The sequence below is a fragment of the Crocosphaera sp. Alani8 genome, assembly GCF_038442745.1.
Classification (GTDB): domain Bacteria; phylum Cyanobacteriota; class Cyanobacteriia; order Cyanobacteriales; family Microcystaceae; genus Crocosphaera.
This window is the reverse complement of record NZ_JARVCN010000428.1, coordinates 50531-69427: the sequence shown is the minus strand read 5'-3', so window position 1 is coordinate 69427 and position 18897 is coordinate 50531. Positions and strand designations below refer to the sequence as shown.

The 18897-nt window shown below is 38.0% G+C and carries 16 protein-coding genes and 1 tRNA gene; 5 read left to right on the top strand and 12 right to left on the bottom strand.

Going from position 1 to position 18897, the window contains the following annotated elements:
• Positions 1 to 238 precede the first annotated feature (238 nt).
• Entirely contained in the window at positions 239 to 1252 is a 1014-nt protein-coding gene (locus tag P9B04_RS21185) for a lysylphosphatidylglycerol synthase domain-containing protein (protein ID WP_287140247.1), read from the bottom strand.
• Positions 1253 to 1518: 266 nt separating this feature from the next.
• On the opposite strand from P9B04_RS21185, the gene P9B04_RS21180 reads away from it, so the two are divergent.
• Both P9B04_RS21180 and P9B04_RS21175 read left to right on the top strand, forming a co-directional pair.
• A complete protein-coding gene (locus P9B04_RS21180; RefSeq protein WP_342056954.1) occupies positions 1519 to 2541 on the top strand; it encodes a long-chain acyl-[acyl-carrier-protein] reductase in 1023 nt (340 codons plus the stop codon).
• Positions 2542 to 2731: 190 nt separating this feature from the next.
• On the top strand, positions 2732 to 3634 hold the full coding sequence (locus tag P9B04_RS21175) for a J domain-containing protein (protein ID WP_342056953.1): 903 nt from the start codon (positions 2732 to 2734) through the stop codon (positions 3632 to 3634).
• Positions 3635 to 3703: 69 nt separating this feature from the next.
• Here the strand turns inward: P9B04_RS21175 and P9B04_RS21170 are convergent.
• The 4 genes from P9B04_RS21170 to P9B04_RS21155 form a co-directional block, all read right to left on the bottom strand.
• Positions 3704 to 3776: transfer RNA gene (locus P9B04_RS21170), tRNA-Arg, on the bottom strand.
• A gap of 41 nt (positions 3777 to 3817) precedes the next feature.
• Complete coding sequence (locus tag P9B04_RS21165; protein ID WP_342056952.1) at positions 3818 to 4495, bottom strand: uracil-DNA glycosylase family protein; 678 nt, start codon at positions 4493 to 4495, stop codon at positions 3818 to 3820.
• Between the two features lie 41 nt (positions 4496 to 4536).
• The gene (locus P9B04_RS21160) at positions 4537 to 6015 is read right to left on the bottom strand and encodes a BCD family MFS transporter (protein ID WP_342056951.1); all 1479 of its coding nucleotides are present in this window, start codon (positions 6013 to 6015) and stop codon (positions 4537 to 4539) included.
• Between the two features lie 413 nt (positions 6016 to 6428).
• Positions 6429 to 8360 (bottom strand): M48 family metallopeptidase, encoded by a 1932-nt coding sequence (locus tag P9B04_RS21155; protein WP_342056950.1) that lies wholly within the window; start codon positions 8358 to 8360, stop codon positions 6429 to 6431.
• 376 nt (positions 8361 to 8736) lie between these two features.
• On the opposite strand from P9B04_RS21155, the gene P9B04_RS21150 reads away from it, so the two are divergent.
• The gene (locus P9B04_RS21150; RefSeq protein WP_342056949.1) at positions 8737 to 10239 is read left to right on the top strand and encodes a UDP-N-acetylmuramoyl-L-alanyl-D-glutamate--2,6-diaminopimelate ligase; all 1503 of its coding nucleotides are present in this window, start codon (positions 8737 to 8739) and stop codon (positions 10237 to 10239) included.
• A 99-nt stretch (positions 10240 to 10338) separates the two neighbouring features.
• Here the strand turns inward: P9B04_RS21150 and P9B04_RS21145 are convergent, their stop codons facing one another.
• The gene (locus tag P9B04_RS21145; protein WP_342056948.1) at positions 10339 to 11259 is read right to left on the bottom strand and encodes a c-type heme family protein; all 921 of its coding nucleotides are present in this window, start codon (positions 11257 to 11259) and stop codon (positions 10339 to 10341) included.
• A gap of 289 nt (positions 11260 to 11548) precedes the next feature.
• On the opposite strand from P9B04_RS21145, the gene P9B04_RS21140 reads away from it, so the two are divergent.
• Positions 11549 to 12463, top strand: a complete 915-nt coding sequence (locus P9B04_RS21140) for a phosphate/phosphite/phosphonate ABC transporter substrate-binding protein (RefSeq protein WP_342056947.1) — start codon at positions 11549 to 11551, stop codon at positions 12461 to 12463.
• Between the two features lie 2 nt (positions 12464 to 12465).
• On the opposite strand, the gene P9B04_RS21135 is transcribed toward P9B04_RS21140, so the two are convergent.
• Entirely contained in the window at positions 12466 to 12723 is a 258-nt protein-coding gene (locus P9B04_RS21135; RefSeq protein WP_342056946.1) for a chlororespiratory reduction protein 7, read from the bottom strand.
• 15 nt (positions 12724 to 12738) lie between these two features.
• Positions 12739 to 13695, bottom strand: coding sequence for a hypothetical protein (locus tag P9B04_RS21130; RefSeq protein ID WP_342056945.1), 957 nt, complete (start codon positions 13693 to 13695; stop codon positions 12739 to 12741).
• 509 nt (positions 13696 to 14204) lie between these two features.
• On the opposite strand from P9B04_RS21130, the gene P9B04_RS21125 reads away from it, so the two are divergent.
• Positions 14205 to 14360 carry a hypothetical protein gene (locus P9B04_RS21125; RefSeq protein ID WP_342056944.1) on the top strand — a complete coding sequence of 52 codons (156 nt, stop codon included), beginning with the start codon at positions 14205 to 14207 and terminating at the stop codon, positions 14358 to 14360.
• A gap of 60 nt (positions 14361 to 14420) precedes the next feature.
• Here the strand turns inward: P9B04_RS21125 and P9B04_RS21120 are convergent, their stop codons facing one another.
• The 4 genes from P9B04_RS21120 to P9B04_RS21105 all read right to left on the bottom strand — a co-directional run bounded on the left by P9B04_RS21120 (position 14421) and on the right by P9B04_RS21105 (position 18865).
• Positions 14421 to 15500 (bottom strand): phosphotransacetylase family protein, encoded by a 1080-nt coding sequence (locus P9B04_RS21120; protein WP_342056943.1) that lies wholly within the window; start codon positions 15498 to 15500, stop codon positions 14421 to 14423.
• A gap of 27 nt (positions 15501 to 15527) precedes the next feature.
• A complete protein-coding gene (gene ebsA, locus P9B04_RS21115; protein WP_342056942.1) occupies positions 15528 to 15914 on the bottom strand; it encodes a type IV pilus biogenesis protein EbsA in 387 nt (128 codons plus the stop codon).
• A gap of 184 nt (positions 15915 to 16098) precedes the next feature.
• Positions 16099 to 17019, bottom strand: coding sequence for a ribokinase (gene rbsK, locus P9B04_RS21110; RefSeq protein WP_342056941.1), 921 nt, complete (start codon positions 17017 to 17019; stop codon positions 16099 to 16101).
• 103 nt (positions 17020 to 17122) lie between these two features.
• Positions 17123 to 18865, bottom strand: a complete 1743-nt coding sequence (locus tag P9B04_RS21105; protein ID WP_342056940.1) for an ABC transporter ATP-binding protein — start codon at positions 18863 to 18865, stop codon at positions 17123 to 17125.
• Positions 18866 to 18897 lie beyond the last annotated feature (32 nt).

Sequence of the window (18897 nt, the reverse complement as noted above, 5' to 3'; positions counted from 1 at the left end):
CATCTGCCTATTCTAGCTTATAAAGGGTATAACAAGAGCGGATTTGGTATCAGAAGTCATACTAAATGCAATTTATACAAATTCGGTTCTAAAACCCATCTTATCTTTTAGAAGAGACAGGGGGCAGAAGTTAGATTCTGAGATTCGCCACTTAATTGAAAATCGCTATAATTGCTGTAGTTCCTCGGAATGACAACTAAGAATATGAAAAATATGCTAACTAATTTTGATATTGCTATTATCTGATTGATTCGTCAATATTCATCTTTTCTTGCACTGTTGTTGAGAAATGAGAGACAGTTTCAGGTTGTGATTGTTGCTTATGAAAGAAATTATGCCATTCATACTTCCCTAATAGTACAGCTGCTACGCTTAAAGGAATAAAATAATAAATAGCGCGATAAATTAATAAAGTTCCCAATAGATTTTCAGAGGTGATTAATGGAGCTAATAATAATATCATGACCGTTTCAAAAATCCCCAGTCCTCCAGGAATATTACTGGCTAGTCCAGCTACTTGAGCTAACATATATATTCCAAAAAATTCTGAATAGGACAAAGAAACTGAACCCTGTAAAAGAGTATAAAAAACTGCTGCGGCTAAACACCAATCTAAAGCAGAAATGACCAGTTGAGCCACCGCTAACCTAAAAGGGAGATGGGGAATAATCCATTTACCCACCATTAAAGGTTTTTGACGAATAACTGTTAAAAATAAATAGGCAAGAATAACAACTAGAAAAATAATTCCTAGAGGACGAACAGAAAGAAAAGGGAACTCTATTAATTGGGGAATTGGTAAAGGTTCTTTAATAAAAATAATACTACCCACCACAAATAAACCTAAACAAAATGATAGGTTACAAAAAGCAGAAATTTGGGCGATTTTTGCCACAGAAAACCCCCAAACTGAGTAGAAACGGTAACGAATCATGCAACTACTTAAAACCGCAAAACCCACACTATTACTAATGCCAGAACAAATAATACCCACTAAAGCTTTTTTGGTATAGGGGAGAGTTCGACGAACATAAGTAATTCCTAAACACTCGTATCCCGTCATAATAAAGTAGTTAAGCCCCATTAAAGCGATCGCTAGGACAATGTGACTGTGGGGAATATTCGATAAGCTGTCCCAAAAATTCTCAGCTTGATAGTGTTGTAAGTTATGCTGTATGGTCCACAGGGATAAGGCAAATAGCCCCAAACTCATGGCAGGAGGGAGCCAACGTAAAATAGGATTTTTAGCCATAACAAAAAGTAAAAGGACTTAAAAAATTTCATCTGATACCCTAAAAAGCTAGACCAGAATTGTTGGTAATCGCCTCAAGGCCAGTATTTTTTTAGATTTGAGATAATCCATGATCTGTAATTTCACCGATCTCAATTCCCATAATAAAGGCTATCTATTCTCAAAACGTGATCAATGATCAAAAGATTACGGTACTATTGTTAAGAGTCTTAACTTTTTCCTATAATTTAGTCTCTTTTCTGCCTAATTATCATACAGAATAATCAATGTTTGGTTTAATCGGTCATCTTACAAGTTTAGAACATGCTCACTCCGTTGCTGAGGCCTTTGGATATGGCCCTTATGCTAGTCAGGGACTCGATTTGTGGTGTTCTGCTCCACCCCAATTCGTCGAGGAGTTTCATGTTACCAGCATCACAGGACAAACCATTACAGGAAAGTATATAGAATCCGCTTTTTTACCAGAAATGCTGATGAAGCGACGGATTAAAGCCGCAATTCGCAAAATATTAAATGCAATGGCCTTTGCGCAGAAAAATAACCTGAATATCACAGCATTAGGAGGCTTTTCTTCGATTATTTTTGAAGAATTCAACCTCAAAGATAATAGACAAGTTCGCAATGTCTCTTTAGAGTTTGATCGCTTCACTACGGGAAACACCCACACTGCTTATATAATTGCTCGTCAGGTAGAACTCGCATCAGCGAAACTAGGCATTGATTTATCCCAGGCAACTGTTGCTGTTTGTGGGGCAACCGGAGACATTGGTAGTGCAGTTTGTCGTTGGTTAGATAAAAAAACCGATACCAAGGAACTGTTATTAATTGCTCGCAACAGAGAAAGATTACAACGACTACAAGATGAGTTGGGACGGGGTAAGATTATGGGACTAGAGGAAGCTTTACCCGAAGCAGATGTGATCGTTTGGGTAGCCAGTATGCCCAAAGGTGTAGAAATCAAGGCTGAAACCCTCAAAAAACCCTGTTTAATAGTCGATGGTGGTTATCCCAAGAATTTGGACACAAAGGTGAAACATCCAGATGTCCATATCCTTAAAGGGGGAGTTGTGGAACACTCTCTCGATATTGACTGGAAAATTATGGAAACTGTCAATATGGATGTTCCTTCTCGTCAAATGTTTGCTTGTTTTGCTGAAGCCATCCTATTAGAGTTTGAACAATGGCATACTAATTTCTCTTGGGGACGCAATCAAATTACAGTGACGAAGATGGAACAAATCGGAGGAGCATCTGTTAAACATGGACTTCAACCATTATTAGGTTCCTAACTAAATCGGCAGAGATAGGAGAAAAGGGCAAATTATTTTCATAATAAATAGTCCCTTAAATTCCTCTCTCTGGCTCTGTCTTCTTGTTAAAATTAGAATTTTTCGGGGTTTAACTATGGGAGTGATGGGTTTCATTAGTGATATTTGGTCCAATCTATTAATCTGTGGGGCAGTGTTAATAGTAGTTTCCTTGACACTATCTACAGCTAAACGTCACAAGTCTCATCCCCCTATTTTGAGGGGTCAACATAAACCGATCGCTTGTTTATTAGAAGATATTCCCCAACACTATCTAAAAGGACAATCATATCCCCTAGCTACACCTTTACTCGCTTCTTTAAGCTGTTTATTGGAAGATACCCCGCAAACTGTTTTAAAAGGTCAATTTTACCCCTTAGCCACACCCCTACTCACTCCTTTAAGTTGTTTATTGGAAGATACCCCACAAACTGTTTTAAAAGGTCAATTTTACCCCTTGGCAACTTCCTTGGCTTCAGTTTGGGAAACAGGCTGGTTTTCTTTTTATGGTCAACGTTTAGGACAACCAGGATTTAATTATTGGGAGTGGAGCAATTACCCTTTGCATCAGGAGTTTTCACCTGAATTGGGTTATTTATTACAGTTAGAAGAACCACCAAATCTAGTTAAGTCGGTTTTGGAATCCTTGGCTAGAGATTATCATACTTTTTGGCGATGGGATAAACTGTGTGCCTTCAGGCAATGGCACCAAAAAAGTGCTGACGTTTTAGGCTTAAACTGTCTAAAAAAGATTTATTCTCGTTGTTACGGAATGCCTTGGGAGAAAGTAAAGTTAATAGTTTGGGACAGTTCTTTAGTGGTTGATCCTGTATTAATTGAGCCTACTTCATCGTGGTGGAAAGTGTTAGGGATTACCCAGTTTTCTCCGCCAAATAAGGTTGAACAAGCTTATAAAAATTTGTTGCGATCGTGGCATCCCGATCGCACTGAACATCCTCTAGCTCATCAAATTACTACCCGTGTTAACATCGCTTACGAAGAGTATCGACTGCGTCGTCAAAGAAATACGGAAAGATTGGAATCGATGGGAAAATGGTTTAGTTCTCTGGGATAGAGTGATAAAATTTCTTTCAAATTAAGATGTTGCGAAAGATTCTGGCTTTCTCGGAGTGACTTAAATTAACGGGTGTGACAGGACTCGAACCTGTAACCGACAGCTTAGAAGGCTGTTGCTCTATCCATTGAGCTACACACCCACAACAAGAATCTTATTGTAACTTGTTTTTCCCCCATTGGCCTAAAATTCAAATTCGTTGATACGTTTTTGTAACATTTGGGGAAATTTAGCGTAGTATCGCTTATTCAAAGGTGAAGGATGGGGTAAAGGGAGTAAAGAGACTTGACGCTCATGTTTAGTTCCTTGAAAATCCATGGCCTCAAGGGTTACTTTGAGTTGAGTTTCGTAGCGATCGCTTTGTTTCCAAAATGCCTCTACCTCCTCTTTTGTCCCATAAGGAGTAAACCATTTAAAAGCTTCTGTCCCCAAGGTAACGATCTGAGTTCCTTGCCAATAAATCACCAGTAACTGCTCGATAAATGGACGAAATCGCTCTTTTACTTTGATGGTGTAAGCCTTATTACCAGGGGGTTTATAAGGGACTGTATTGGTTAGTAAAGCTCGATCACAAATGGATTGTAAGTCTTCGGAAGAGGTAGCTTCTCGATCATAAACCCCTTGATAAAATCCCTTCCTAACCATAGTACCGGCTGCACCGATTAAAGGTTGTCCCTGTGCAACCTCATCTCGTCCTAAATCTCGACCAAAAAAGCAAATCTTACTTTCTAAGTTTCCTGCATAGAGTATAGGGTGAGTTGGGTTTTTTTCAACTGCTTCATAAATCGGTATATCGATAGGGAACGTCTCCTTTTCGGCCTCTTGACGAATTTTCTCTATCAAAGTTTTAATCTCGTCCATTACTCCTCAAAACCAATAACTGAGATGACTGTTAACTGAATTTACCCATCTAAATCTCCTTCCATGACCATAGAAAGAGCGGATTTAGCGTTGTCCCGAAATTCTTGAATATTGACTTTTCCTAACAACCAAATGGCTAAAATCATGCCCAATCCTTGAATCACAAAAACTAGGCCGTAGGATAACACAGGAACATTAAACACCATTTTGCCAAAATTTAAAACCACACCACCTAAAACTGTCGATAATCCCCTGGCGATGGCCTGAGCTAATCCCCAAGCACCGATAAAGGTTCCTGCAGTTTCTGCCACTGTTAAATCTAACATGAGACTGGTGGCTCCGGCGGTTATCATTCCTGATGCTAAGCCAAAGAACACTAATCCTGATTTGAGGAGACTTTCGTTAGCATTCACTCCAGCTAAAACGATGAGAACAAAACAACCTACGGCTAAAATACAACCGAGTTTTGTGGTGCGCTGTTTCCCCAAACGAGGAACCACAAAGAAACCTGTCGAAGCGATACCAAAGAGGGTTCCCATGCCAAAAAATGCGTTGAGTTGGGTTGTTTCAGAGATACACATCCCAAATACTTCCCCTCCGTAGGGTTCCATTACCGTGTCCTGCATGAATAAACTAAGGGTTAAAATCAAAATGAAGCTGAAAAACAGCCCCGTTTGACGACTGGTAGTTAAGACGTTTAGAGCATCTTTTAAACCGATTTGATCTTCCCGTTGTACTGTTTGAGAACGCACTCCGAAACGAGAATAACGAGATTCTACCCCCCAAGTGGCAAAGAAACACATTGCTAACACCACCAGAGGCATAATAATAAACACAGGGTTGACGGTTGCTCGTAAGGTGGGAATGTTGGCTATTTTAGCCGTTGCTGTGGGGTCATAAGACAAAATGGCTTGGCCGCAAATTTCAGGGGTGTTGAGTAATTGAGAACTGACGATCGCTCCTACGACAATACCTACCATTAACATAGACCAAACAATGCCAATTAACTGTGAGCGATTGTCCTCATCTGACACATCCACCAACATAGCAGCGAAAGGGGTAGAACTCATACTTAAAGCTAACCCATAACCGCCAAAAATTACTCCTAAAAGAACCGCCCATGCGTAACTGCTGAAACTCCATCCCGTTGCTTGGATACTGCTTCCCAGTTGCCACACCACTTGTAAAGCGACGAATGCTAGAGAAGTAAAAAGAATGGCTCCCATCCACACATATCCTGTGCGATGATACCCTTGAATGGGTTTTGTGTCTGAGAGTTGTCCAAACCATACCCGCGCTGGACTAACAAACTGATACATGGCGATCGCTGTGGCTGCGATCCAGGGTAGTACAGTTAATTCATCGATCATAATGCGGTTGATCACTCCCAAAGTCAATAGGGACATGATCCCTAGTCCCATTTGGAATAAACCTAAACGAAACATGGTTAAGAGCTTTATTTTGGGTAGGGGTTTCTGGGATTTGGAGTTCAGTTTTTCAGGAGTATTGTTAATAGTCATGTTTTGGCTAGTTTTTGAGGGAGGGAACAATTCAAAGGGAATAAACTTGGTAAAACCAAGCCATCTGGGTCAAAGTGATTCAGAATTTAACTGAGATTAGATGACAAGCAAGTTCTTTTTTTTTGTAGCAAAAGAAAGCAAGATCAATAACATTTTTGAACATAACATTATTATATCCTGACAGGATAATTAACAAAGGTATTTGATGGAATCAAAAAAAAGTCAGAAATTTCTAACTTTACCATGCCCTATCCCACAGAAGTTGTTTTTGAGGCGGAACATAAATCTCTATGTATTATTTCTATAGCTAAATTAATAGGGTGCAAGGAAGAAAATTCGACCCTACACCCACATATCTCTAGTTATTTTTGAGAACTAAGAGAAATCATCAAACTCAAACTAGGTTAAAACGTCTAGTTAGTTTCTTGATTTAACTCGGTTTCATTTTCTTGAGGCTTTTCTTCAATTTTTTCCCCATTTTCTTTAGCTTCGTGTTCTTCTAGAAGCTGCACCACTTTTTTACGAATTTGTTGATGTCTTTCAACTCCTTCGTAGGCAAAACGATTGAAATTATTTCTGACAATTTCTGCCTCGATATATTTCACACGATCGCTGGTATTGGGGTGAGTGGATAGCCAAGCAGGGGGACTGTTTTTGTCTTCATTTTCCATCACCACCATTAGGTTGTGGAGTCCATCGGCAGCGTACCCTGTAGCCGCCAGTAATCTCGTGCCAAATAAGTCTGCTTGTTCTTCCATACCGCGACTGTAGCTTAAAATAGCCAGGTTACTAGCAATTCCTCCCACATAGGGAATATAATCTACTACACTGCTTGTTAAAGCCCCTTGGGTCATTTGCTGGAAACCGTGAGAAAGGACGGAATGGGCTAATTCATGGGCTAATAATCCTGCAATTTCTGCTTCTGAAGAAGTTTTGGCGATCGCTCCAGCATTGATAAATATCTTACCCCCTGGCAAAGCGAAGGCGTTAAGATTTTCGTCCATCACCACATAAAATTCGTATTCAAATTCGTCTCTTCCGGCAACTTTAGCTAATTTTTGACCAATTTCTTCTATATATTCTGTTACTTCGGGATCTTCAATCAAAGTGAGACGATTTTTGAATCCTTCGGCATAGTTTTCCCCAATGGCTGACTCTCCTTGTAATAAAAGGTAGCTTGTTTGTATGGTGGAAAGGGGAGCAAAAACGTTCCCCATTAAGGCAGCCCCAACACCACCCATAATGGCATTTCCTACTAAATTCCAGGTCATTTGTTCCTGGAGATCTCCTTGATAACGACCTAAATTTTTATCTGCTAATTCTTTAAATTCGTCCTGTAAAAAATGGTCTTGATTAAACACAGCAAATTGACGGGCAGTTAAGGAAGCTGCTAACCAATTTCCTGCTTGTTCATCTGCTTCTATTTTAGCTTTTACCAGTGGTGCTTCGTTGGGGTACAAATTAACAGCATTTTCTAACACTTCTAAGGCTTCTTGGTGGCGATCATCTTCTTTAAGAATTTCTGCGTATTTGATATGTCCAGGAATGAACTCGGGGTAGTCTTGAGATAATAGTTTTAATGGTGCAATTCGCTTACTTTCATAAACTTCGCTTTCCTGTAAACTTTCTTGATAGAGTCGCCAGTAAACAGTCCCTCCTGGTAATAAGTATTCTGGTTCATAAACCGCTTGAGCTAAGATTTCTCGGTTCAACTCTTCTTCGTTACCAAAGGGTTCTTTTACTTGGCGATAAAATCTTTCTGCTAATAAAGTTTCACCGCATCTGTAAAAATGATCCGCTTTTGCTAGGGCCGGATAATGGGTGATTTCTGCTTGAGAAATTGTTAAAATTTCATCTTCTTTTTCCTCTTCAATTTCCCCGTTTTCTTCTTCAATTTCCCCTGGCTTTTTTAAGGATAATGCGTCGATATTATCCTCAGTATTTTCTGTTGTATTTTCAGCAACTTCTACGGGAGGTACAAGGGGATGTTGAACTTGAGGCGGCGCAGCATCACAACTATGAGTAGTTGCTGTTGTTGTTTCTTCCGTTGATTCTGGCGATTCAGTTTTTATGGTTTCGTCAACACTTGTTTCTACTGGATTAGGTTGTTTTTTTTCTAGTATGGTATTAGAGCGGTTTTCCTCGGAAGTTGTATTGTGATTTTCTGGATGTTCATTCTCAGGTAAATCGGCAATCTCAAAATAATTATCATCTGTAGAACTATTTTCTAGAGTAACATTTTCTTTGAGAAAGGATATTGTATTTTTCTCTATTTCTTGGGACAAAGCAAGGTTAGGAGCCAGTAAGCTAACTAAAATAACAGACAAATACCAGTTAATTTTCATCTTTATAGATTACATTTACAACGAACATTCTCTCTATGTTATAAACGATTTTCTCAATCTTTACGACTTTTAGGATGATTTTAGGTTTTGGGCAATTGGTTTTCTGGGTTCACTCATGGTCACAAAAAGTTTTCTATGGCACTACTGATGATAAGGTAAAACCTTGATAAAATTCCTTCTTATCTGAGAATAATAGTTAAAATCAAAGCTATTAAAAATATTCTAATTAATTTTTCTACTTTCATAACTGATAACTTCGGAAACAAAAAGGAACCCATCTAAAGTCAAATATAATTGTTAAGCTAAAATCAATTATGATTGTATTTGTCATCCAGTCATAAGATAAAGGCACTTATCAGTTACTTATTTAATCATTATGCTAACTAGCAGAAAACTTCAGGACTTGTTAAATAACGTTTCCGATATTCCCTCCCTTCCCCATCATTCAGCCTTGGAAAAAGAGGTTAAAGGCATTTCTACTAACTCCCATTCCTGTCAACCAGGGGACATATTTATTGGTGTACCAGGAACTCGTGTGGATGGGGGTGAGTTTTGGCAAAGTGCAATGGAAGTGGGTGCAGTGGCAGCTATTATTAGTCCTCAAGCTGCTCAAAAATTTCCACCTCAAAACGATTATTGTGTGATTATTGTAGAGGATGTTGCCACTGTTGCGGCTCAAATAGCAGCCGCTTTTTATAACTATCCGGCACAACAACTAAACATGGTTGGGGTAACAGGAACTAACGGTAAAACAACTACCACTCATTTGATCGAATATTTCTTAACCCAATGTCAAAAAAACACGGCATTAATTGGCACATTATACACTCGTTGGTCAGGGTTTGAGCAAACAGCCATACACACTACACCTTTCGCCCCAGACTTGCAACAAAAACTAGCTGAAGCGGTAGTTGCTAATAATGAGTATTGTATTATGGAAGTTAGTTCCCATGCTTTAGTTCAAAAACGAGTTAAAGAATGTTCTTTTGGAGTGAGTGTCTTTACTAACTTAACCCAAGATCATCTCGACTATCATAAGGATATGGAAGATTATTTTGCTGCCAAAAGGTTATTATTTACCCCAGATTACTTACAAGGTAAAGCTGTGGTTAACTTAGATGATTCCTATGGTAAAAGAATAATTGAAAGTTTACAACCCACTCAGGTTTGGACTTATAGCGTTGAGGATACAAAAGCAGATTTTTATACTAGGGATTTAACTTATGAAGCAAACGGAGTAAAAGGAACATTAATCACTCCATTAGGCAACATTCAGTTTACTTCTCCCTTAGTAGGACAATTCAATTTATCTAATGTTTTAGCAGCTGTTGCAACGGTTTTACATTTTGGTTTAGACTTAAAAGAAGTTATGGAAAAATTGCCTAACTTTGTAGGAGTTCCTGGAAGAATGGAAAGGGTAAATATTAACGATAAACAAGATATTAGTGTGATTGTTGATTATGCCCATACCCCCGATAGTTTAGAGAACTTGCTGAAAGCTTCCCGTCCTTTTATTCAAGGTAAAATGATTTGTGTGTTTGGTTGTGGTGGTGATCGCGACCGGACCAAACGCCCTTTAATGGGTCAAGCATCTGCTAAATTAGCAGATGTTTCTGTGGTGACTTCTGACAATCCTAGAACAGAAGATCCTCAGATAATTTTAAACGATGTCTTAACAGGAATTCCTGAAAATGTGGAACCTTTAGTTATTAGCGATCGCGCAGAGGCAATTAAAACAGCTATCCTAATAGCTAAACCTGGAGATGGTGTACTAATAGCAGGAAAAGGTCACGAAGATTATCAAATTCTAGGTACAGAAAAAATCCATTTTGACGATCGAGAAGAAGCCAGAAAAGCCTTAGAATTTCGTTTACAATAGCAAAAAAAATAATGGATAATTATTGTTAATAAATTATCCATTATTTACCCGATCATTGATAATTGTATTACTATCAACCTCAGTTCGATGTAAGTAAATCTATTCTGTCTCAGAATTCAACATATCCATAGCAATATCTAAACTAACTTTCATACGGTTTAAAGAAGAAGCTAACATTCCCATTTCGTCGTTATAAGGATGGACAAATTCTTGACTTAAATCCCCTGTACTAATGCGCTGTGCTAACTGTGCCATTTTCTTAAGAGGATTGGTAACAGAGAATCTTAGGAAAAAGTTAATTAGGAAGATAGCAAACCCTAAACAACCTATCAAAATAACCGTTACAGAAACTTGCAATCTTTTTGCACTTTCAAGAATAGATGTAGCAGGAACTAAAATCATTTGCGCCCCAACAATTTCGTGTAGTTTCCAATTAAAACCATTTTCTCTACCATAGGTGGTTAATAGACTTTGGGGTGCAGCCTCGGGAACACTATGGCATCGTAAACAACTTTCTTTTGAAACCTCTAAAGGACGAGCAATATAGAAAATGTTACCGCTACTAAAAGAACGAAAACCAGAGACTTGATCTAGTTCCCTCTCATTGCGAAACTTCTCAACAATTTTTGCTTCAAAGTCATCGGCTTTATCTCGTAAATTAGTTGGATTTAAAGTAGCTTCTTTGTAGAAAAAGTCTTTGTAACCTCCTTGTTCCCTAAAATATTCAAATACTTCTCTGGCGGAAAAAGCAGGAACAGTTTGGGGTAAAAATTGATAATCTGTTTCTAACCGATCAGCTAATTCTGGATTAATTTTCGTGGTGGTATAATTACGAACAGCACTCATGGTTTCCATTAGAACTAAGGCTTTATCTGTAACGACGCTTTCGGCATTATTGGATAGAATCCAAGATAAAACCCCACCGCTTAAAAAAACAGTAACAACAGCGATGATAGTTAACAAAATGTTTAATTTTGTAGCAATTTTAAGGTTCTTGAGCAAATGATTGTCTTTGATCATAATTTTAGTCTAAAAAGCGTAATAAAAATACGATAAAATATCGATAACCCAACCCATAATTGCAAAAGACTCCGAGACAAAAGCTTAGAAATTGCTGCAACTTAAAAACTCATTATCAACAAACATTAAGAATAGTGCTGAAAATGCAGTTATGGCCTTCTATCAGGTTAGTTTAGGGCTTATCATAATAGCAGTATGCCCAAAAAAAGACTAAAACTTTCATGGTCCCTTTGAGCAAACCCAAAGAATAAAGAAAATGTTGTCAGGTTAAGTTTTGTTGATTACTAAAATGAAAGTTCCCCGTTTGTTTACGGTATTGATTGTCTTTATTTTGTTCGGTTGTCAACCAAGACAACAGTTTCCGGCTCGTATTGTTTTAGGAGTGGTTAATTTTGGAGAAGATGAACAACTAGAAGAAGTCTATGGAGAACTAAAAGAATATCTCGAAACAGAACTCAACAGTATTGTGGAGTTAGAGCCAGCCTACAACGAGCGTCAGGCTATTGCTCAAATCAATAACGAAAGTTGGGACTTAGTGTTTGCCTCTCCTGGCTTAGCGGCCATTGCCAGTCAAAAATCCGCTTATGTTCCTATTTTATCTCTCGAGGGAGGAATCAATAACCGTTCTATCTTCGTTGTTGCCGAGGACAGTCCTTTACAGCAACTTTCTGACTTAAATGGTAAAGGGGTTGCTCTGGGACAAGCAGGCTCGGCTACAGGCTATTATTTTCCTCTATTGAACCTTTATGGACTCACTTTAAACAAAATTCTCCTGGCGGCTACACCAAAACAAGCTCTAGAATGGATTGCTGATGGAGAAGTGGCCGCAGCAGCTATGTCCCTCGAGCAATACAATCTTTATCGTGCTACCATTCCAGAAAAAAAGTTCCGTGTCTTACATCAAGATACTCATTCGGTTCCCAGTGGCTCCATATTAGTGTCCAACCGACTTCCTCAAATTGAACAAGAAGCATTGTATGAGACTTTGATCACTGCTCCTCCGATGATTTCTTCTTCCGTGGGATATATCACTAATGCTGATGTTCCTAATTATGAGGAACTAATCAACGTAATTGATAGAGTTATTCCTATTACTGACAATATCCAACGACAACCAGCTATGTTGTACGAGAAAGCAACAGAAGTTCCCTCAGAAAAGACAGAGGAAGGGACAGAGGTTCCCTCAGAAAAGACAGAAGAATAACCCTATTTTTCTAAGCGAATAACGTACCATTGTAAATAACCGTTGGCTCCCACATCTAGATCACAGAAATTTTCCATTAAATATTCTGCTTGAGCTTCTACTGTGGTAAATTTTTCCAGTTCTCTGGGTAAATCGTCTTGGCGATTGACTAAAATTCCTTTAAGCTTCTCTAGTAATTCTTGAGAGGTAAGGATTTGTTCGGGTTGATCGGGTTCGAGGACAACAAAACCATCCTCTTGATACATGATTGAATCTACCATACTTTTAAGTTAACTCTATTGAATGTAAAGACTCCTTTTAAAGATAATAATCTTATTCCCCACCACTGGCGTACGAGCAACTAAATCTCCCCGAGAATCTAGGACTTCTAATTTACGAAAATCTAAACTTTGCGATCGCTCTAAAATATTATTACCGAGATTATCTTGTTCTTTAGTTGTTAAGTCATACCATTGATCCCCTACGGTAACAAGGAGACGACTCCTGAGAAAATTAGCTTCTATCCTCCCGATCAAATCCTCGGGATATTGATTTGTTAAGTCGGTGATTTCTTTTTGCAGAGCGGCAATTAAACTTTGTTCTGGGGTTAATTTGGGTTGGGGAGAAGGTATATTTTTAATTGGTTGTGGTAAGTCAGGTTCTTCTAGTTGTGATGGGGTTTCTACTATTTGGGGTGGGGAAAGTTCTGAAGAACGCTCAAAAATTTCTAGATTAGGTAATTCTGGTTTAAAAACGAAAACATAAACCGACAAAAGAATAATGATCGATAATCCTAAAATTCCTGCTATTTTCCCCACCGATAAACTTTTGGTATTAGAAGAAGAATCAAATTCCTCTTCCTTAGACTTTTCTAGCTCTCTGACAGGTTCTTCGATTACGTCTGTATAGTTTGCTTCTGTCGAAGTAAGATCATCTTCCCAGTTTTCTATTTCATCTAGTCCTTCACTTTCTATATTTTCTTCCGATAAAGAAACTGTTTGAGATTCGTTTTTTTCTGTTTCACTTTCTAAAGAATCCGCCAGCATTTCTGTGCTATTTATAAGTGCATTTAACCTTTCTTGATTAGGTAGGTTTATTATCTCTTGGTCACTGATTTTGTCTACAATCAAATCTAGTTTTGTGATAGTATTTTTGATCACATCTATTAATTCCTGTTGAGACATTTCTTTAGAGGAAGATAAAGAAACATCAGGAATATTTGAAGACTTAGCAGAAGGCTTTTCACTAGACATAAGTTGACTTCTCTATAAAGTAATGGATAGTAACTGTAAACAATGTGGCTGATCAACCATTAATCATTTTTAAAGCTCAAAAGTCAAGGATAATTTCTAATTTCTGTGTCCTGATTAGTAGACAATTGTTGAATTTTATGTTACTAATGTCGAGAATAACAGTTGATGGAGATAAACAATATGAATCTAATTTATCATTTTTTCCTACCAATTTGACCTCGCAAAGAATAAAATGCTAAAATAAGCGTCGGTGATAAAAATAAAGCTTCTTTTTGGAACTAATTGCATCGGAGTAACTAAAATATCTAGGGATTGAGGTGACCTTGGAAAAGCCTGGAAACTTAGTAAGGTTAGATACAATTGAGGAAAACCCGTCTTTGGGGATAAGCACCAAAGTTACTGACTTAGTCTTTTTTATGTTATGTTATCTAGTCTCCAGAGAAACTTAACAGCAATCTCCCATCCCTAACTGTGTTCGTAGTTTTTATTATTTAACAGAGGAATCAATCGTGGCCAAACGTCGTAATTTGAAGAAAGAAAAAGCAGAACGGAATCAAGCTTACGCCCGTCAATTTCGTCAAAGACCGTCTCGTTCCTTTTCTCGTGGCAGATCCCATTCTAACGATCAAGAGGATAAAAATGATGGTAACAACGCTAGTGATTAAGTATTAATTACTAGAAGGAACAGGGGATTATTCCGGTTCCCCTTTTCTTACCAAATCTTTTTAACCTGTGATTATGCCAAGTTCTGCCATAAAACGGTCAAGCTCAAAGTTTTTAGCAATTAGTTCTTGAATACAGCCTACTTTGATTTTTTCTTGTAGTCGTACTTTGCCAAAAGCTTCATCCACGATTTCAACGGTGCTTAAAGTATCAAGAGCTACAGAGAGGATTGGTACCTCCAAGTCTTCAGCACGACTGATGATCAAGGGTTGAGGGTTCATATGTCCCGTTAGAATCAAGCAACTGGTAGAGGTTTCTAGAGCAGCCAATTGTAAATCGGTGCGATCGCCCCCTGTTACTACAGCTTTATTTTGTCCTTGTCGGAAATAACCCAACGCTGAGTTAACGTTCATTGCCCCGATAGTGAGACTTTCTACCATTAAATCCAAGCGATCTCCCCGACACAAGACTTCAGCATTCAACTGACGGGCAATTTCTCGCACGCTAACACTCTGCAACAAGCGACTGGTGGGCAATAAAGCCAATACAGGTACTCCACGACTTTCCAGGTAGGGTTTAATCACCGTCTGGGCTTTGTCCAGTTCGTTTGTGGGAATATTGTTAACAATAACACCAGCCAAACGCTCCCCTAGTGCTAGTTTGACGCTTTCAAGACCATCCACCACCAAGGGAGAACCATAACGGGCTACTAATAATACAGAAGCATTTAAGGTGGTAGCCATGTCGAGAATAGATAAACCAAAAAGGCCCCCTTCCCAGAGAGTTCCTGCTCCTTCCAAGAAGATAACATCAGCCTCTATACTTTCGAGGCTTTTCTGCAATAGGGTTCCATAATCCTTTTCATCTTCCTTTTTGAGACGCTTTTCTACAGTTGAGGCCTGTAAATCAGCTAGAGGTTGTGCTATTTGAGCTTCTTTTAACCCCAGGTTTTCAGCCACAAATTCCACGTCTGCTTCTTTGTAGTTAGGGTTTTGGTTCTTCAAACAAGTCCCAATGGGTTTACTGTAAGCAATTGAGAGACCTCTGTTTTGAAATTCACGGGCTAACCCTAAAATGGTTCCTGACTTACCTGTATAAGGTTCAATTGAGGCGATGATTAAATGTTTAGTCGACTGTGCCATCCTGTTAGTATTTTATTTTCTATGGGTTTAGGAGGCAGATTCTTTGCAGTTTAGTAACTGGCGATAGAATCCTTGAGGAAAATCTGCTATTTGTCCTTCTCGATAAATTCTCAGGGCTGAAATAAGATAATCGATAAGTTCTGAATTAGGAATTGTAATTTCGTAGCTCAATTCTGCTTGTCCGTCGAACTGTATTCGGCAACGAGTAAGCTCCGAGGGTAACTTAGAGACGTACCAGGAAGCAACAAAAGGAATACCCTTTCCTCCTTCAATTCGTCTTGTTCCTTCTAGGTGTCCTTGGGAATATAAAGAAATAGCATAAGGAAGAACTTTATGCTTGTCTTTAGGATAGTAAGGCTGATAAATCATTATTTCGCCTTTGGGAGCAGGTTTAAGATCTTCGATGCTAGTCATAAATACAATAAACCTTCAAAAGTAGAGTAGGTCAACGTCCCACCAATTTTTATTATAGGCAACTTTGTTCAAACAGCCGAATCAATTTTTGTAAAAGTCAACATTTATTGTTTTGTAAGACACTCTGCAAACCTTTTAGTTAATAGTTAGAATTTTTAACTAAAAATTGCCCATCTGAGTTCATTTAACTTCCGACTTCGCTGAACTGTTGAACGGTTGCTAAATCTGGTAAAGCGGCCTGTGCGCCTTCTTTTGTTGTGGTCAAAGCACCGGCAATTGTTCCCCATTTTAAGGCTTTTTTCAGGGACAATCCCCTATCCAAAGCCGCTGCTATTCCCCCATTGAATGCGTCTCCTGCACCCACCGTATCTATAGCTTTAACTGTGATGGAAGGCACAAAACATTGATCGGTTTGTGTAGCATAAAATGCACCTTTTTCTCCTAGTTTAATAATAACATTTTTCACACCTTGATTGAGTAAAACATTGGCGGCTTTCTTAATACTATGATCATTATTTAAGGGGAATTTAACTAATTTTTCGGCTTCGGTTCGGTTAGGAGTAATAATATCAATTAAAGGATATAAGCAATTGGGAAAGTTATCAGGAGCAGGTGCAGGGTCTAGCATTACCGTTACTCCTAGTTTTTTCGCTTCTCTGGCTGCCGTTTCTATTGCTATTAAGGGGATTTCTAGTTGCAATAACAAAAAGCTAGTTTTAGGTAAAACTAACTTTAATCGATTAACATCGGATTCATCAATATTCCCATTAGCACCTGGAATAACTATGATAGTGTTTTCTGCCGATTTTTCTACACTAATCATTGCTACTCCTGATGATATTTTCGGATCAATAAAAATGCCTCCAGTATTGATTTTAAATGTTTCTAATGTTCTTAATAAATCTTTCCCAAAACTATCGCTTCCAACCCGTCCCACAAAGTAAGTTGAACAACCTAGTTTTGCTGTTGCAACGGCTTGATTTGCTCCTTTCCCTCCTGGTAAAGTCATAAAATTACTACCGATGACTGTTTCTCCAGGTTGGGGAAGATTAGGAGTTTGTGCAATCATATCCATATTAATGCTACCAAAAACAACAATACTCATATAAGAATCCAATATAAATAAACTGACTGATTATTTTAAAATTCGTTTATCAAGAAACACAATCATTGAGGTATGTTCGTATTTATTTTGTTTAATATTTAACCTAAAATTCTTCTGAACCTTTAGCATATTGTTGTTGATAAAATTTGGCATAACGGCCTTCTTTTGCTAATAATTCTTCATGATTTCCTGACTCTACAACTTGACCCTTTTGTAAAACTAAAATGCAATCAGCGCGACGTACGGTACTTAAACGGTGAGCAATGACAAAAACGGTACGATTTTTCATAACTCTTTCTAGTGCTTCTTGTACCAACGCTTCTGATTCAGAATCGAGGGCAGATGTTGCTTCATCTAATATCATAATATGGGGATTTAATAAGACAGCTCTAGCGATCGCAATTCTTTGTTTTTGTCCCCCCGAAAGATTAACTCCTCTTTCTCCTACCCAAGTTTGATACCCTTGAGAAAATTGACTAATAAATGAATGTGCATTAGCTATTTTTGCTGCATTTTCTATTGCTTCATAATCTAATTTTTCTTGCCCATAAGCGATATTTTGAGCAATAGTTCCTGAAAATAATGTAGTTTCTTGAGGAACAATTCCAATTTGTTGACGCAAACTTTTTAAGCTAACCTCTTTAATATCAATACCATCGATTAAAATTTGTCCGTCTTGGGGATCATAAAAGCGAGGAAGTAAATTAACTAAGGTTGTTTTTCCTGCACCAGATGAACCTACCAAGGCTATAATTTGCCCTGGTTGTGCTAATAAACTAAGTTTCCTAAGGACGGGTTTATCTAAGTTGTAAGCGAAACTAACGTCGCAATATTCTACTTTTCCTGTTACTTCTTGGAAAGTTAAACTATTTTCTTTTTCAATGACTGTGGGGTTTTCATCCATTAATTCAAAAATTCGATCTACGGACGCTTCTGCTTGTTTAAACTCGTTATAATTACTGGTCATTAAATCGATAGGATGAATTAATAATACAACAGCAGCTAAATAACTAACGAATTCTTGTGATTGTAAATTACCTTGAGAAATTTGCCATCCTCCAATAAAGAAGAGAGACATAAAACTAACTGCTTCTAAAAATCCCACTACAGGATATTGGGTTGCTTTTAGTTTTTCTGCTCTATATCTAGCTTGACGATTTTGTTTAGCTTCCTTGGTAAATCTTTCTACTTCATAATCTTGTGCGGCAAAAGCTTTTACCACACGAACACCGCTAAAAACTTCTGTTAGTAGGGAAGAAAGGTTAGATATTTGATTTTGACTACGACGGGATAGTATTAATAGTTTTTCTCCGAACATACTCACTAATGTTGCCATAAGAGGAGCTAGAACTAAACTAGCAATAGTTAACTGCCAATTGAGATAAAACATATAAGCAGGAATAACAATTAATTGGAGTACATTAGATACAAATTGATGAGATAATTTATCGACAATCTCACCAACCTTGTCAATATCTTCTGTTAAACGGTAGGTTAAATCTCCTGTCTTTGCTGTTTCAAAATAATCAAGTCCTAGCTGATGTAAATGAGCATAAACCTGCTTACGAACATTTAGCACCATCTCCAAAGAGGCATCAATCATAAAGATATTTTGTCCGTACTGAAAAATACCTCTAACTAAAAAAGCTAGGGTTCCTAAACCCAACCAGTAAGCTACTTTTTCAAGATTACCTTGCCCAATATTTAAAGAAACCTGTCCTGCTAAATAAGGTAAAGCCAATGTGACTAAAACAAATCCTAAGATACACAAAAATCCCTTTAATAATGACGGCCATTCTGTTAATAAATAAGGTAATAATCTCCACCAGTTTGATCGTTTTTTCATTAGAATTATGGATTCAGCAAAATTAAGTGCAT